The sequence below is a fragment of the Megasphaera vaginalis (ex Bordigoni et al. 2020) genome, assembly GCF_900240295.1.
Taxonomy (GTDB): Bacteria; Bacillota; Negativicutes; order Veillonellales; family Megasphaeraceae; genus Megasphaera; species Megasphaera vaginalis.
In genome coordinates this window covers 136871-151892 of sequence record NZ_OEQB01000004.1, presented here as the reverse complement: position 1 = coordinate 151892, position 15022 = coordinate 136871, and the positions used below count along the sequence as shown (strand labels likewise).

The following is a 15022-nucleotide window of genomic DNA, read 5'->3' as shown; positions in this document are numbered from 1 at the left end:
CCGGCAAAAAGATATGCTCAACTTTTTGCCGGTATCTCTTTGTCGTTCATCACGCGTCCCGATGCATAGCTTGCTGCTTCCGGCACAGCTCTTCCTTGCGGAACCGCGGCCACTGCTTGATCTCCCATTCGCGGTGCATCGCTTCGTGCTGCGTCGAAAAGGCTTCACGCCAGACCAACCGGACAGGCCGGCGCGAGCGCGTATACTTCGCGCCGCAACCGCTGTTATGCGCCGCGACCCGCTTCACCGGATCCAGCGCCCACCCCGTGTAAAGCGTATCATCTGCACAGCGAACCATATACGTATAGTACATCACACTTCATCAAGCGCATCGGTAATCGTGACGGCTTCCAAGACAACATCATCGACAGGCCGGTCTGCCCGATGCGTTTTCACGTTACTGATTTCTTCAACGACATCGTAATTTCTGACGACCTTGCCGAAAATAGAGTGATGGTTCTGCAACCACGGCGTCGGGACAACAGTAACAAAGAACTGCGAACTGCCCGTATTCGGACCGGCATTGGCCATCGCCAGGATACCCGGTTCCAAGAAGTTCAGGCCGGCGCCGAACTCGTCGGGAATCATGTCTTTGGAACCGCCCCGACCCGTTCCGGTCGGATCCCCGCCTTGAATCATAAAGCCGGCAATAATACGATGGAAAATCGTCCCGTCATAAAAATGGCTTTCTGCCAATTTTTTAAAGTTTTCTACTGTAATCGGTGCCTGTTCTGCAAATAACTCAACTGTAAATTCACCGTGATTCGTTTTAAATTCTGCGTACATGCAATGCGCCTCCTTTTGCCGATCTACTGTATTATATTATCGTAGTTTATGTAATTATGCAATGTCTGTCCCCATTTCGGCAACGAAAAAGGGAAGAACCGAAACCGTTTCTCCCCTTTTATACTTATATTACGGCAAAAATATCATCGGATCCGTCGGCGTGCCGTTGACGCGGACTTCGTAATGGACATGCGGTCCCGTGCTGTGACCGGTACTGCCGGCAAGGGCAATGATATCACCGGTCTTTACCTCCTGCCCTTCTACGACAAGAAGCATGGAATTATGACCGTATCTGGTAACCAAGCCGCCGCCGTGATCGACTTCGACGAGATTGCCGTAGCCGCTGACCCAGCCGGCGATCGTAACCTTGCCGACTGCCGTAACATGAACGGGCGTACCGTAGTCAACGGCAATATCGACGCCTTCGTGGAAGACGGTACCGCCACCCGTCGGATTACCGCGATAGCCGAAGGGCGACGTGATCGGCCCGCTGACAGGCCAAATCGACGGGTATGTCGACGCCTGATATTGCCTTGCCGACTGCTGCATCTGGATAACCTGCTGCCCCGCCGTATCGCCCAATACGGTCTTTAGTGTGATAAAGCTGATAATTCTGGCATTCGTCTTCGTTTCCAAGCGAGATGCAGCGTGCAGTACATCATTGTACCCTGCAGAAGAAAGATCGGGCGACTTCTTCTGCTGTACTACAGCGCTGCCTTCACCTTTTGGGGCGTCGCCGGAACCAGCTCCTTTCACCATTTGGCGCAATTCCTGATCCAGCGCATCCATTTTATCCATTTTCTGCTGCAACGTTTCCGTCTTGTCACGCATGATTTCCAGTTGCTGCTCGTGAAGCATTTCCTGTTCGCGCAAGCCTTGCAGAGCGATGAATTGATAGATTCCTATGAGGATCGCCACGACGAGAACGGCAAGGCCGACAAGAGCCATGCGGCGATATTTCCGATATTCTTCCGGCGTCACGACGACAGATTCCGTCGGCTCCCTGCGCAGCGCCTCAAATGACGGCAGCTGCCGCAGAGATAACTGTTGCATTTCTTTTCGCAAAGACTGCCATTTTCTTTGAAAATTCAAATGATTACCTTCTTATCCTTTTTGCACAACATTTACTTCGCCCTGATAACGGAGCGCATTCTCCAGACTTTCCGTCTCTTCCGCACTCATTCCGTAAAGGCACTTGCCGCCGATAATCGGCTTGGCAAAAATACGGGACTCATTTCTCCCGTATACGCTGGACAGGCAAAACCCGTCATTTTTACCGTCAAGAACAGTAAACGCGAAGCTTAAATTATTCCCTATGTTTTCAAAGGCATTATACTTCACGAAGCCGATCTTGCGAAACGCCTGATCCTGCACCGCCAGAATATCTTTCTGCGTGTCATGCATGGCGTTCAGCGTCTGCTGGATCTCCTGCAACTGCCGCACATCTTCACGCAGTTTCGCCTCCATGCTTTGCCCGACTTCATCTTGCATGAAAAATTCATATTTCTTATTCAATTTATGAACGCGGTAATTGAGTACCAAAATATATATCAGCAGAAGTATTAAGACGGCGCCGACAATACCGGCAGCGCCCAAATAAATCCACGTCAGGTCCAACCCGTATAACATGTCCTGCCTCCTGCTACCGTGACGATAACCAAAATTAAGATGTAAGGTGAAAAAGCGACGACATCCATGTTATATATGAAAAGAGACTTTCTGCACATCTTCACGGCGTTTTTCCGTATCGGTCAAAACGGAGAGGAGACGTTCAAATTCGTCTTCAGATGCAAAGGATATCTCAATCTTCCCTTTCCCTTTTCCCTTCGGAAAACGGATGGCCACTGCCGTTCCCAAATGCATTTTGAGCCTGTCCTGCAGTGCTTCCACATAGGGATCGGGATCCTCTTTTTCCGGTACCGTCTCTTTTTTTTCTAACAGTCTTCGAACCAACGCTTCAGCCTGCCGCGCCGACAGGCCGAGAGCGATGATCTGTCCTGCAATTTCGCATTGTTTTTCTTCATCGTTGATCTGCAACAGCGGGCGAACTTGCCCCATCGTCAGCCGTCCTTCGGAAACGTGTTGCTGCACCGGCACTGCGAGTTTCAAAAGACGCATCAGATTGGCCACGTGAGAACGACTCTTTCCTACTTTTTCGGAAACTTCGGCCTGTGTCAGACCGCAGGTGTCGATCAGCATCCGATAAGCCGCACCTTCTTCTATGGCGTCGAGGTTTTCGCGCTGCACGTTTTCTACCAGTGAAACGATCGCCGAAACGTCGTCTCCGTCGGTACGAACCAGGGCCGGTACCGTCTTCAGCCCGCACAACGCGGCCGCCCGCAGCCGCCGCTCACCGGCGATGAGTTCATACCGGCCGCCGCCTTTTTCGCGAACGACGAGGGGCTGAACAATACCGTACGCCTTGATCGACGCCGCCAACGACTGCAGCGCCTCTTCGCGAAAGACCCGCCTGGCCTGCTGCGGATTGGCCGTAATGGCGGCAAGCGGGATTTCCCTGATACCGCCTCTTACAGGTTTACCGTCACTGTTCTTGCGGTTCAACCCCAGCACGGCCAGCCGTTCATCCATATTGCCGCTATCGCCCAGTCCCGTTTTCTTAGCCGACACGGCGAATCACCTCTTTTGCCAATTGCTGATATACTTCCGCACCGCGCGAGCGCGGATCATACGCCGTAATCGGTTCTCCGTGGCTAGGCGCTTCGCCGAGCCGGACGTTGCGCGGAATGATCGTACGAAACACGTAATCGCTGAAATATTTTTTGACCCGTTCCATGACCTGAATGGAAAGATTCGTCCGGCCGTCATACATGGTCAGCAGCATGCCCAGAATACGCAGTTCTTCATTCATGCCGTTTGTTACCATATTGATCGTCTGCATCAGCTGCGTCAACCCTTCCAGAGCATAAAATTCACACTGTACGGGAATCAAAACGGAATCAGCTGCATTCAAGGCGTTTATCGTCAGCAACCCCAACGACGGCGGACTGTCGATAACGACATAATCAAACGGCTTTTTGGCCGTATCCAAAAAGGCGCGCAACACGTTGCGCAAGATAAACTCCCGTTCCTCCATAGCGACCAATTCGACAGCCGCACCGGCCAGATCGATTGTCGTCGGTACGATGAACAATTTTTTAATACTCGTTTTTAACACAACATCTTTCAACGGCGTATGTTCAATCAGACAATCATAAAGGTTGCCTGAAAGCTGCTCCTTATCAATGCCTAAACCGCTCGTGGCATTTCCCTGCGGATCAAGATCGACCAACAACGTTCGTTTGCCGCATTCTGCGAGACAGGCGCTGAGATTGATCGCCGTCGTCGTCTTGCCGACGCCTCCCTTTTGGTTCGTCACAGCAATAATATGAGCCAACACATTCACCTCATTCCGTTCCATTACCCTATCCGATTACTTTCGGAGCCTATTGTATAGTATAGCATAAAGGCAGGCGGAAACGATAGGTGCTTTTCGGAAGATTCCTCTGTAAATACATATTTTTGACACGTAACTGCAACGCCATGTTTTCTTGCAGCAAAAAACAGCCGAACCCGTTCTCCGCCATATCAACTATGGTATAATGAGCAAAGAAAGAAGAAAGGATGATACGTATGGCAAAGGCCAACTTGTCTTTACAGGAAATCAATATAGACGCAATCAAACACTATGCGGCGCTCCGCAATTTGGCGGATACCGGCGATGATGCGTTAAAAAAAGCGGCTGACAGCGTCATCGCAGCAGCCGTACCGCAAGGGCTTTACCAGCAGGTATTTTATGACGATGCCAGTCACGCTATCCTTTGTGACAGCCCTTTTACGCTGAGCAGTCAGCAACTCCGCACTCGCCTGGAGCACACCGGAGACATCGTCTTGCTCCTGGCAGCCACGCTCGGGCCAGCCGTCGACGAAGCCATTGACCGGCTCTTTCTGGTCAAAGACTTTCAAGACGGCCTGCTCCTTGACGCCGCCGCCAGCGCCGCCGCCGATCAGCTGCTCGGCATGCTGACCAGCGAAATCGCTTCTTTTGCCGCGAAAAAAGGCTATGCCGTCGCGTGGCAAAGCAGTCCCGGCTGCGGTGACTGGCCGCAGGGACAACAAGCCGACCTCGCCATTGCTGCCGGCGGCGCACAGATCGGCATCACCGTAACGGCAAGCCGCATGCTGATACCGCGCAAAACGATCACGGCCATAACCGCTCTCCGATATACTGGAGACGCCGCCTGCAGCGGCGGTTGCGCCGCATGTGCCATGGCGGGAAATTGTCACGCCGAAGAGGAAGATAACGATTGGTAACCGGAAACAGTAAAAAGGGAGATTCCGTCAGCGGAAATCTCCCTTTTGTTCGAATCGTCAAAGATTAAAAAATATCGTGAAGGACGATCGTCTGCGATCGGTTCGGACCGACGGAAACGATGCCGAGGGGAACGTCGACGAGTTGGGCAATACGTTCCACATAGTAGCGCGCATTTTCCGGCAGTTCCGCATAGGTCTTGCAATGCGAAATGTCTTCCTTCCAGCCGGCCATCTCTTCATAAATCGGTTCAGCCTTTTCCAAGACGTCGAGACTGGCAGGATATTCTTTCAAGACTTCTCCGTTGTACATATAGCCTTTACAGATTCTGATCGTATCCAGTCCGTCCAGGATATCGAGGCGCGTAATCGCCAGGTAGTCCAGGCTGTTCAGCATAGCCGCATACGCAACGACTGCCGTATCCAGCCAGCCGCAACGGCGCGGACGGCCGGTAACGGTTCCGAATTCATGTCCTGTCCGGCGCAGATAGTCGCCGATTTCATTATCCTGTTCAGCCGGGAACGGACCGGCGCCGACACGGGTCGTATACGCCTTGACGACGCCGACAATATTCGCCATCCGACGCGGTCCGACACCGGCGCCGACACACGCGCCGCCGGCAGTCGGGTTGGAACTCGTGACAAACGGATAGGTGCCGTGATCAAGATCCAACATAGCGGCCTGAGCCCCTTCAAACAGAACCTTTCTGCCTTCCTTGATGTATTGGTTGGCCGAGTAATTCGTATCCTTGACAAACGGGCGAATCCGTTCGGCATAAGCCAGATATTCTTTCGAAATCGTTTCGTAATCAAATCCTTCACAACTATAATATTGTGTAAACAGCCGGTTTTTCAAGAGCAGATTTTGTTTCAGCTTGCGGCTGAACACGGTTTCATCCATCAAATCGCCGATACGAATACCGACGCGGTTGATCTTATCGGCATAGCAGGGGCCGATGCCGTTCTTTGTCGTACCGATTTTCGCATCGCCCTTAAGCTTTTCATCTTCTTCATCGATGCGAATATGGTAGGGCATGATAACGTGGGCCCGTGTGGAAATTTCCAAGGCGCTGATCCGAACGCCGCGCGCCCTCATTCCGTCCAGTTCTTCCAAAAGAACGCCGGGATTGACGACGACGCCGCTGCCGATAATACACGTCTTTTCAGAATATAAAATACCGGACGGCAAAAGACGCAGCGCAAAGGAAGCGTCTTCGACGACAACAGTATGCCCCGCATTATTGCCGCCTTGCGAACGAATGACGACATCCGCCTTCTGCGCCAAATAATCTACGATCTTGCCTTTACCTTCATCGCCCCATTGCGTCCCCATTACCATTGCTGTAGCCATATATTCAACATCCCTTCATTAAGTCCAATTCACAAACACCTTTTATTATACACGAAAGACACGCAAATTGATATCCTTAATGAACGAGAAAACAGAATCTTCTTCCATCTTTCACCCGGCATTCTTCCCATACAAAAACAAAATACGGTTTAAAAACTATTTTGTATTAGCAATTTAACCGATTTTACGATATAATGAAAAAATATATGGAAGAACTTAAGTAACTATTTGTATATAGCAAGGAGACGGTTATGTTATTTGAAAAATCCACTGTCGGCGGCATCGATGTATCGTGCCGCATTATCCGTTCGGCAACCTTTGAAGGAATGGATGACGGACACGGCTGTCCGAAAGAAAAGCTGATCGAATTGTATGAAACGCTTGCCGACGGCGGCGTAGGCCTGATCATTACAGGCATGATGGCCGTCAGCCCCAAAGAATTCCACCAGCATCGCCAAATCAGGATCGACGACGATCGCTTCATCGCGCCGTTGCGAATATTGACGGACCGGGTTCACGCCCACGGCGGCAAGATTATGGCGCAGTTGGTCATCATGGGTTCCGCCATCGCTTTGCCTGAAGGCGCAGGCAAGGCGATTATCAGCCCCAGCGGCATTCCCGATAAGGTCGTTGTCAAAACCCAAGAGTCACGGGCATTGACCGTCGACGAGATCAAAAGTCTCATCGACGATGCCGTCCACGCCGCTCTCCGCGCACAAAAAGCCGGTTATGACGGCATTCAATTTCACGGCGCTCACGGCTATCTGGCCAGTAAATTCCTGACGCCATTCTTCAACAAGCGCACAGACGAATACGGCGGATCGTTGAAAAACAGAGCCCGCTTTCTCACAGAAACGATTGCCGCTATTCGAAAAGCCGTCGGCCCTGCTTATCCGATTTGGGTAAAGCTGAACAGTTCCGACTACATGGAAACGGAAGGGCTGACCCTTGACGAAAGCATGCAAGTCATGGCCTGGCTTGCCGATGCCGGCGCCAACGCGATAGAGATCAGCGGCGGCAATACTTCTTCATTGCCGCGTCAAGGCCCTATCCGCGCCATCCGCCGCACGAAAGAACCAATGTACTTTGCCGGCGCCGCAGCAGCGGCGGCGGCGGCGCTGAAAGGACGTATTGCTATCGGCGTTGTCGGCGGCTTCCGTACGGCTGCAGAAATGGAAGACTGCTTGCAAAAAACGGATATCGCTTTCATTTCCATGAGCCGTCCCTTGCTTCGCCAGCCCGATCTGCCGAACCTATGGCGCGACGGCAGCACGGAACCGGCGTTGTGCATCTCCTGTTCACGCTGTTTTCGAGCCGATGACGTGGCCTGTATTTTTAATGAAAAAGATAAATAAACTGTAATCTCCTTCCCTTCCCGTGCTATACTATATGTATATATTGTTTCGTAATACCCTCGGCCCCGAAAGGAGGAGAGGCGATGAGCGGATTCTTCATTTTCCCGGCGCTCCTGTTGATGACAGCAGTCGCAATCCTTTGTCTGCCGCTGCTGTATACAATCGAAATATCTACTGCGTCACCGTTCCGCTGCCACGGTCGCGCCGCATGGTTCAACAAGGCCCTTGCCGTTGAATGGAAGTATGAATACGGCCGTCCTCTGGAGAAAAAAATGTTTTTCCGTTGGCGCCCCTGGCAGAAGGCAGACGACAGCGAGTCCTTAAATCCCGACGATATCGCAGCGTCTCTTGCAACGGAGCAAGCGCAAACGACATACGAAGAACTGGCTCGCGCCCCAAAAGAACAGTTGGAAAAAAGCCCAAAACATGCATTTCCTTGGAAAACGTATGTGCTCCGCCTTGATTTCTTCATTGCCGTCCTTCGGTTCCTGCGGCAGCTGCTTCATCACTCCCGTATCCGCCGTTTTACAATATGCGGCAGTTTAGGCCTCGGTTCACCGGATCGGACAGGGCTCGTCGCGGCCCTCTTATACAGTACGATACCGGCAAATATCGGCGGACTGCAATTTAATTATGTAGAAACCGAGTACGATTGCCTGACTGCGCTGTCCGGTCGAATCCATCCGGCAGTTCTCATCGCCTATGCGGTCTCACTGGTCCTTACCAGACCCGTGCGAACCCTGGCTTTTACTTGGTTCAAAGAGAGAAGGGAAGATCACCATGGATAAAAACGATGTAAAAAACAATTTGGAAACAATTTTTGAAAACTTCCGAAATATGATCAAAGTGGAAACAGTCGTCGGCGAAGCGGTCCACATCGGCGATGCCATTCTGGTTCCCTTCGTCGACGTCTCTTTCGGTTTCGGCAGCGGCAGCGGCGGCGGCGATATGGCGCATCAGGGAGCAGGCGGTGGCGGCGGCGCGAAACTCGAACCGACGGCAATTTTAGTAATCAAAGGTGAACGCGTCGAACTGTTCTCCATCAAGAAAGGCGGCTATCAGGCCTCCGCTTTTGAAAAACTGCTGACAATGGCGCCGGAAATCATCGATAAAATGAAAAAGGACAAATACATTTACATCAAAGACGAAGACGCGACGGAGACGGCGCCAAAGTCGACGGACGCTACCGTATAACGTAGGTAATGTATAGGTATAGTCACATTTCTGTTACAATAGTTGTAGTTTCAAAACAAGTCTGCTATAATTAGCAAGTACAAGAGCAAATCAATTCGTTCATTTCAGGAGGTACACCTATGAAATTAAAAAAACAGTTGGCATCCCTTGCGGCAGTAGGCATGTTAAGCGTTGCGGCAGCAGCGTCGGCATTCGCATCGGGAGTAGGCTATGTAAATTTTGATACGTTAGTTCAAGCTCATAAAGATTTTCCGAAAGTAAGCGCTCAGATGCAATCAGCCATTAAAGATGCCAATGAACAGTTTGCAAAACGTTCAAAGGACATGAAAACGGATCAGGAAAAACAGAACCTCGGCAAAGAGTTAGCGCAAAATCTCAGCAAATTGGAAAACAGCCTGATCGTTCCCATCGAAAAAGATGTTGTCGCCAAGGTGGAACAAGTTCGCCAGAACAAAGGATATGACGCGATTGTAGCACAAGGCGCGATTATTGCCGGTTCGGAAAATGCAACGGACGAAACACAAACAGTAGCGCAGCTTTTAAAATAATTCATCTGTAAAAAAACGCAACTTCTCTTGAAGAGGTTGCGTTTTTTCTATGCAAAATAAGCAAACATATGTTTAATCCCTCCCTTATCAGGTTTCAAATTTTCGATTTTAAGGCCTTGTTATTTTTATCTGCATATACTTTTACCTATTTTTATTATATTTCGTCGTATCCCCTTTTACGGGTGTTTTTCATAAATTACACCTTATCGGTAAATTTTATTGATCATATCCTTGACATATACCCCTATAGGGTATATGATACAAGTAGATAAATACCCTATAGGGGTATTAAAAAGGGAGGTTATTCTATGAAAGAAACCAACGGTTCCGGCGCCGACGATTGTTGCCTGAAAATGAAATATCGTGATAAAACCGGTACCGAATATAAATGTCTTATTTCACGCTTAAATCGAATTGAGGGACAAGTTCGCGGTATAAAAAACATGGTCGAAAATGACCGCTATTGTGTCGATATCCTGACGCAGGTCAGCGCCGTTCAATCGGCATTGAACGCCTTTAATAAGGAGCTGTTGGCGCAGCACATCAAAAGCTGTGTCGTAACCGATATCCGTAATGGCAATGATGAAGTAATCGACGAACTTGTCTGTCTTTTACAAAAACTGATGAAGTAGGTGATCATCGTGAAACATGAAAAGTATGCAATCAGCGGCATGAGCTGTTCAGCTTGCTCCGCGCGGGTGGAAAAAGCGGCCGCCCGTCTGCCGGGCATGAAAAAGGCAAGCGTCAATTTGTTGACAAACAGTATGCAAGTCGACTATGACGAAGCACTGTTATCCTCTCAGGATATCATTACTGCCGTCACGAACGCCGGTTACGGCGCCGCGCCGGCAGGCGCGGGAAAAGAAAGCTTCGTTGCCGACGAAAGCGCCGCATCGGCAGCTGCAAGCGCCATTCAGGAGCTGAAAAACCGTCTCATCGGCTCTGTTCTTTTTCTGCTCCCGACGATGTATATCGCCTCCCACGGACTCTTCCAACACCTTTTCGGTCTTCCTGTCCCCCATCTGGTCGAGGCTGTATTCGACGGGCCGAGAAATGCCATCGCCTTTGCGTTCGCCCAATTTCTCCTGCTCCTGCCCATTATGTACCTGAACAAAAAATATTATATTAACGGTTTCCACAGTCTCTTTCAAGGGGCTCCGAATATGGACAGTCTCGTTGCCATCGGCTCATCAGCTTCTGCCGTCTTCGGTATCTTTGCCATTTTCCGTATGGGCTGGGGACTTGGTTACGGTGATTTGGGACTAGTAGAAACATACAGCACCAACCTTTACTTTGAATCGGCAGGCATGATCGTGACCTTGATTACAGTCGGCAAGTATTTGGAAGCCAGAGCAAAGGGAAAAACGAGCGCGGCCATTGAGAAGCTGATGGACCTGGCGCCGAAAGAAGCGACGGTCCTGCGTGACGGCAAAGAAGTATCCATTGCCATCGAAGAGCTTCTCATCGGCGATGAAATCGTCATCCGCCCCGGCGAAAGCATTCCGGCAGACGGGATTATCTCGCAAGGGACGACGAGCATTGACGAATCGGCTATTACCGGCGAAAGCATTCCTGTTGAAAAGCAAGTCGGTGACGCCGTAACAGCCGCTACGATCAACAAGGCGGGATATATTCACGTTACAGCAAAGCGTATCGGCGAAGACACGACGATCAGCCAAATTATTAAACTCGTCGATGAAGCCAGCGCCAGCAAGGCGCCTATTGCCAAAACGGCCGATACGATTGCCGGTATTTTTGTGCCGGCCGTTATCGCGATTGCCCTGGTAACGACGGCAATCTGGTATTTCTTTGTCGGCACCGATCCGGAATTTGCCTTTTCTGTCGGCATCGCCGTCCTCGTCATTTCCTGCCCCTGTGCTCTCGGACTGGCAACGCCCGTCGCCATCATGGTCGGCACCGGCAAAGGCGCGGAAAACGGAATCCTCATCAAATCCGGCGAAGCGTTGGAAATAGCACATCGGATTGATACGGTAGTAATGGACAAGACCGGCACGATTACGATCGGGAAACCGTCTGTAACCGATATCCTGCCTTACGGCGTCACAAAAGAAACACTTCTCTCTTTGGCTGCCGGTTTGGAAAAAGGCAGCGAACATCCTTTGGCAGAAGCCGTCATCGCCTATAGCCGTGAGCAGGGAATCACGCCGACGGCGATCAGCGATTTCCGCGCCATCTTCGGGCGCGGCGTCTGCGGAACCAGCAACGGCGTCACGTATTATGCCGGCAACCGGGAGCTGATGAGCGAGCACAAGATCGACACGACGGCGCTGAAAGAGACGCTGGATCGGTTATCCGATCAGGGTAAAACACCGCTTATCTTTGCCGCCGGCGATAAGATCATCGGAATCATTGCCGCTGCAGATACGGAAAAAGAAACGAGCGCAGCCGCTATTTCCCGTTTCAAAGAACTCGGCATCAAGGTTGTCATGCTGACGGGAGACAACAAAAGGACAGCCGAAGCGGTCCGCAAACGCCTGCATATTCCCCAGGTCATTGCCGGGGTCTTACCGCAGGATAAAGAAAAGCATATTGCCGACCTGCAAAAACAGGGCCATTGCGTGGCCATGATCGGTGACGGTATTAACGATGCCCCGGCATTGATGAAAGCCGATCTGGGCATAGCCATCGGTGCCGGAACAGACGTTGCCATCGAAAGCGCCGATGCGGTGCTGATGCGCAGTGATCTCCTCGATGCGGTCAGTGCCGTTCGCCTCAGTAAAGCGGTTATTAAAAACATCAAAGAAAACCTCTTCTGGGCCTTTATTTACAATATCATCGGAATTCCCCTGGCAGCCGGACTGCTCTATCCGGCCTTCGGAATCAAGCTCAGTCCCGTTATCGGCGCCGCCGCCATGAGTTTGAGCAGTTTCTGTGTCTGCATGAATGCCTTGCGGCTCCGGTTCTTTAAAGCGGAAAGAGCGCCTCATCATGTTTCACGTGAAACATTGCCGGCTCAGTCCGTCGTCACATCCGCTCCTTCAGAAATACCTGCAAGCCCTGTACACACAACGCTTACCGTAAGAGGAATGATGTGCCAACATTGCGTAAAGCAGGTCACCGCCGCGCTTTCCGAAATAGCCGGTGTCACTGCTGTCAACGTATCGTTAGAAAGAGGCGAAGCCGACGTCTCCAGTACAATCGCCATCCCGACGGCAGTATTCTCAGAAACCCTTACTGCTGCAGGATATACATTACAACTTCCAAAGGAGGAACAAGAAATGGAAAAAACAATTAAGATTGAAGGAATGATGTGCCAACATTGTCAACAACACGTACACGACGCGCTTTCAAAAATAGACGGCGTCACTGCCGTAACCGTTGATTTGGAAGGCAAAAAGGCCGATATAAAAGCTGATCGTGATATTCCGACAGATGAATTGGCCAAAGTCATTGCCGACGCCGGATATGAACTCGTCAAATGAAGAAAGAGCCACCATGTTTCACGTGAAACATGGTGGCTCTTTTTTTTAGATACAAGCGTTGCTTCGAGATTGTCGCCAATGGCCTTAGGCCAGGCCGCGCCATTCTGCGATGGATACCGTTGTCGGTAACGATGACCGCTATGGCTTCCTCTATAGAAGGGTACCCACATCATCGCCCGACTGTATAAGAAGATTAGGATTCACCTATCGGTATGCGAACGGTAACTGTCGTTCCCTCGCTTACACGACTTGCAACATCGATCGTTCCGTCGTGGCAAAGAACATATTGCTTCGCCAGAGCCAACCCGATACCGCTGCCGCCGCTGCCTCGATTCCGCGATTTTTCGCCACGGTAAAAATATTCAAATATATGGGGCAGATCAGTCTCCGCAATTCCCTTCCCTTCATCGGCGATGGTCAACACGAGATAGTTCTGGTTATTTAGCGCAGTCGTAACGGAAATGGTCTTGCCCGTTTCCGTATAGCGAACGGCATTGTTCAACAAATTATACACAACTTGATTGAAACGATCCGCATCAACGTTGACAGGAGGCAGATCGGCCGCCAAATGCACTTCGATCCTGAGCCGCTTCTCGTCAAGCATGGGCTGGAGCATATTGACAGCCCGCGATAACAGATTGTTGATATCCGTTTCTTCTTTGTGCAGCAGTAATTCATGATTTTCCGCCAGGGACAAATCGCGCAAATCCTGAACCAGGCGGCGCATGCGGACCACTTCATCTTCAAGCGACAAGACCGTCTCTTTGTCAAGCGGTACGACATCGTCCAGCATACCTTCCAAATTGCCCTGTAATATCGCCATGGGCGTACGTAGTTCATGAGCCATTCCGGCAAAGAGCCGCCGCCTTTGCTGATCGTTTTCGTAAAGCCGGCGGGACATATCGTTAAAAGCGGCTGCCAGTACGCCGATTTCATCATGACGCCGCACCGGTACGGTCTTGCCCAAATGCCCTTCCTGCAATTCCCGCACGGCCGCCGTCAGTTCCGATACCGGCCGCGTCAGATGACGAATGACAAAATAACTGACCGTACTGCCTAAAATAACCATGACGAATCCGATCCAGAAGAGGAATTTATGCACGGAAGCAATGTATGCTTCTTCATCAATCCCCTTGACAGCAACGGTCAACCCGTCAGCCTCCGTATAGACATATTCCGAAAAATGGGCTTCCATTTGCAAGTTGACAATCATAACAAGCAACGCAATCACCGCCGCAAAGAGAAAAAAGATCATAACTGCCAACCGAAAAGAAAGTCGTTCGTTTTTACCCAAGATGTTCACCGCCAAACTTATACCCTATCCCGTAAACAGTCAAAATATAAGCGGGATTGGCCGGATCGACTTCCACCTTCTTCCGTAAGTTGCGAATATGTGTATCAATCGTCCGCTCAAACCCTTCAAAGGCATACCCGCCCTGTACTTTTTCCATCAGCTGCATGCGGCTGAATACCCGTCCCGGAGATAATGACAGTATCTCCAGCAGCTTAAATTCCGTCGGCGTCAAAGTCAACGCTTGATTGCCGCGATAGACGAGAAAACGCTCTCTGTCGATAAGAAGGTCGGCTGCACGGTAAGACGCCGGACGGTGAATGACTTCACCCAGGCTGCGCCGCAAGCGAGCATGAACCCTAGCGACGAGTTCCTGCATATTGAACGGTTTTGTGACATAGTCGTCGGCACCGATATCAAGGCCCTTCAGCCGATCCTCTTCACTGTCACGGGCGGTCAGAAAAATAATCGGAATATCGCTGATCTGTCGCACACGATTACAAACCTCATACCCGTCCAGCTTGGGCATCATTATATCGAGAAGCATAATTTGCGGCTCATGTCGTTCCATCATGGCCAATGCTTCTTCTCCGTTTTTGGCAATATAAACAATAAATTGATTCTGCTCAAAATAGGAACGCAGCAATTTGATCAGTTTGTCATCATCATCGACAATAAGAATAGAATACGGACTCATACGGCATATCTCCTTACGCATCAGTATTGTGCTTACATTGTACACCATT

At 50.6% G+C, this 15022-nt stretch carries 16 protein-coding genes; 7 read left to right on the top strand and 9 right to left on the bottom strand.

What is annotated here, in order from left to right; genetic code table 11:
- Positions 1-49 precede the first annotated feature (49 nt).
- From C0977_RS06520 to C0977_RS06495, 6 genes are all read right to left on the bottom strand, one after another.
- Positions 50-313 carry a GIY-YIG nuclease family protein gene (locus C0977_RS06520; RefSeq protein ID WP_023054040.1) on the bottom strand — a complete coding sequence of 88 codons (264 nt, stop codon included), beginning with the start codon at positions 311-313 and terminating at the stop codon, positions 50-52.
- Complete coding sequence (locus tag C0977_RS06515; RefSeq protein WP_023054004.1) at positions 313-786, bottom strand: peptidylprolyl isomerase; 474 nt, start codon at positions 784-786, stop codon at positions 313-315. The genes C0977_RS06520 and C0977_RS06515 overlap by 1 nt, the downstream gene beginning before the upstream one ends.
- 129 nt (positions 787-915) lie before the next feature.
- Positions 916-1878 carry a M23 family metallopeptidase gene (locus C0977_RS06510; RefSeq protein ID WP_023053976.1) on the bottom strand — a complete coding sequence of 321 codons (963 nt, stop codon included), beginning with the start codon at positions 1876-1878 and terminating at the stop codon, positions 916-918.
- A gap of 12 nt (positions 1879-1890) precedes the next feature.
- On the bottom strand, positions 1891-2415 hold the full coding sequence (locus C0977_RS06505; RefSeq protein ID WP_023054032.1) for a DUF4446 family protein: 525 nt from the start codon (positions 2413-2415) through the stop codon (positions 1891-1893).
- A 69-nt stretch (positions 2416-2484) separates the two neighbouring features.
- Positions 2485-3414, bottom strand: a complete 930-nt coding sequence (locus C0977_RS06500; protein ID WP_023054021.1) for a ParB/RepB/Spo0J family partition protein — start codon at positions 3412-3414, stop codon at positions 2485-2487.
- Entirely contained in the window at positions 3404-4180 is a 777-nt protein-coding gene (locus tag C0977_RS06495) for a ParA family protein (protein ID WP_036242952.1), read from the bottom strand. The genes C0977_RS06500 and C0977_RS06495 overlap by 11 nt, the downstream gene beginning before the upstream one ends.
- A gap of 236 nt (positions 4181-4416) precedes the next feature.
- Between C0977_RS06495 and C0977_RS06490 the strand changes: the two genes are divergently transcribed.
- Positions 4417-5097, top strand: coding sequence for a hypothetical protein (locus C0977_RS06490; RefSeq protein WP_101912827.1), 681 nt, complete (start codon positions 4417-4419; stop codon positions 5095-5097).
- Between the two features lie 64 nt (positions 5098-5161).
- Here C0977_RS06490 and C0977_RS06485 read toward each other — a convergent pair whose 3' ends face one another.
- The gene (locus C0977_RS06485; protein WP_101912826.1) at positions 5162-6445 is read right to left on the bottom strand and encodes an adenylosuccinate synthase; all 1284 of its coding nucleotides are present in this window, start codon (positions 6443-6445) and stop codon (positions 5162-5164) included.
- Positions 6446-6696: 251 nt separating this feature from the next.
- On the opposite strand from C0977_RS06485, the gene C0977_RS06480 reads away from it, so the two are divergent.
- The 6 genes from C0977_RS06480 (at position 6697) to C0977_RS06455 (ending at position 12985) form a co-directional block, all read left to right on the top strand.
- The gene (locus C0977_RS06480) at positions 6697-7800 is read left to right on the top strand and encodes an NADH:flavin oxidoreductase (RefSeq protein ID WP_101912825.1); all 1104 of its coding nucleotides are present in this window, start codon (positions 6697-6699) and stop codon (positions 7798-7800) included.
- Between the two features lie 83 nt (positions 7801-7883).
- Complete coding sequence (locus C0977_RS06475) at positions 7884-8588, top strand: hypothetical protein (RefSeq protein ID WP_101912824.1); 705 nt, start codon at positions 7884-7886, stop codon at positions 8586-8588.
- Positions 8581-8994, top strand: coding sequence for a GerW family sporulation protein (locus C0977_RS06470; protein ID WP_023054053.1), 414 nt, complete (start codon positions 8581-8583; stop codon positions 8992-8994). Before C0977_RS06475 ends, C0977_RS06470 begins: the two co-directional genes overlap by 8 nt.
- A gap of 119 nt (positions 8995-9113) precedes the next feature.
- Complete coding sequence (locus tag C0977_RS06465; RefSeq protein ID WP_023053952.1) at positions 9114-9542, top strand: OmpH family outer membrane protein; 429 nt, start codon at positions 9114-9116, stop codon at positions 9540-9542.
- Positions 9543-9895: 353 nt separating this feature from the next.
- Positions 9896-10174, top strand: coding sequence for a metal-sensing transcriptional repressor (locus C0977_RS06460; RefSeq protein ID WP_101912903.1), 279 nt, complete (start codon positions 9896-9898; stop codon positions 10172-10174).
- A gap of 9 nt (positions 10175-10183) precedes the next feature.
- Positions 10184-12985 (top strand): heavy metal translocating P-type ATPase, encoded by a 2802-nt coding sequence (locus tag C0977_RS06455; protein ID WP_101912823.1) that lies wholly within the window; start codon positions 10184-10186, stop codon positions 12983-12985.
- Positions 12986-13178: 193 nt separating this feature from the next.
- Here the strand turns inward: C0977_RS06455 and C0977_RS06450 are convergent, their stop codons facing one another.
- Positions 13179-14279 carry a sensor histidine kinase gene (locus C0977_RS06450; protein WP_101912822.1) on the bottom strand — a complete coding sequence of 367 codons (1101 nt, stop codon included), beginning with the start codon at positions 14277-14279 and terminating at the stop codon, positions 13179-13181.
- Positions 14272-14973: a response regulator transcription factor gene (locus tag C0977_RS06445; protein ID WP_101912821.1), complete on the bottom strand. Its 702-nt coding sequence runs from the start codon at positions 14971-14973 to the stop codon at positions 14272-14274. Before C0977_RS06445 ends, C0977_RS06450 begins: the two co-directional genes overlap by 8 nt.
- Positions 14974-15022 lie beyond the last annotated feature (49 nt).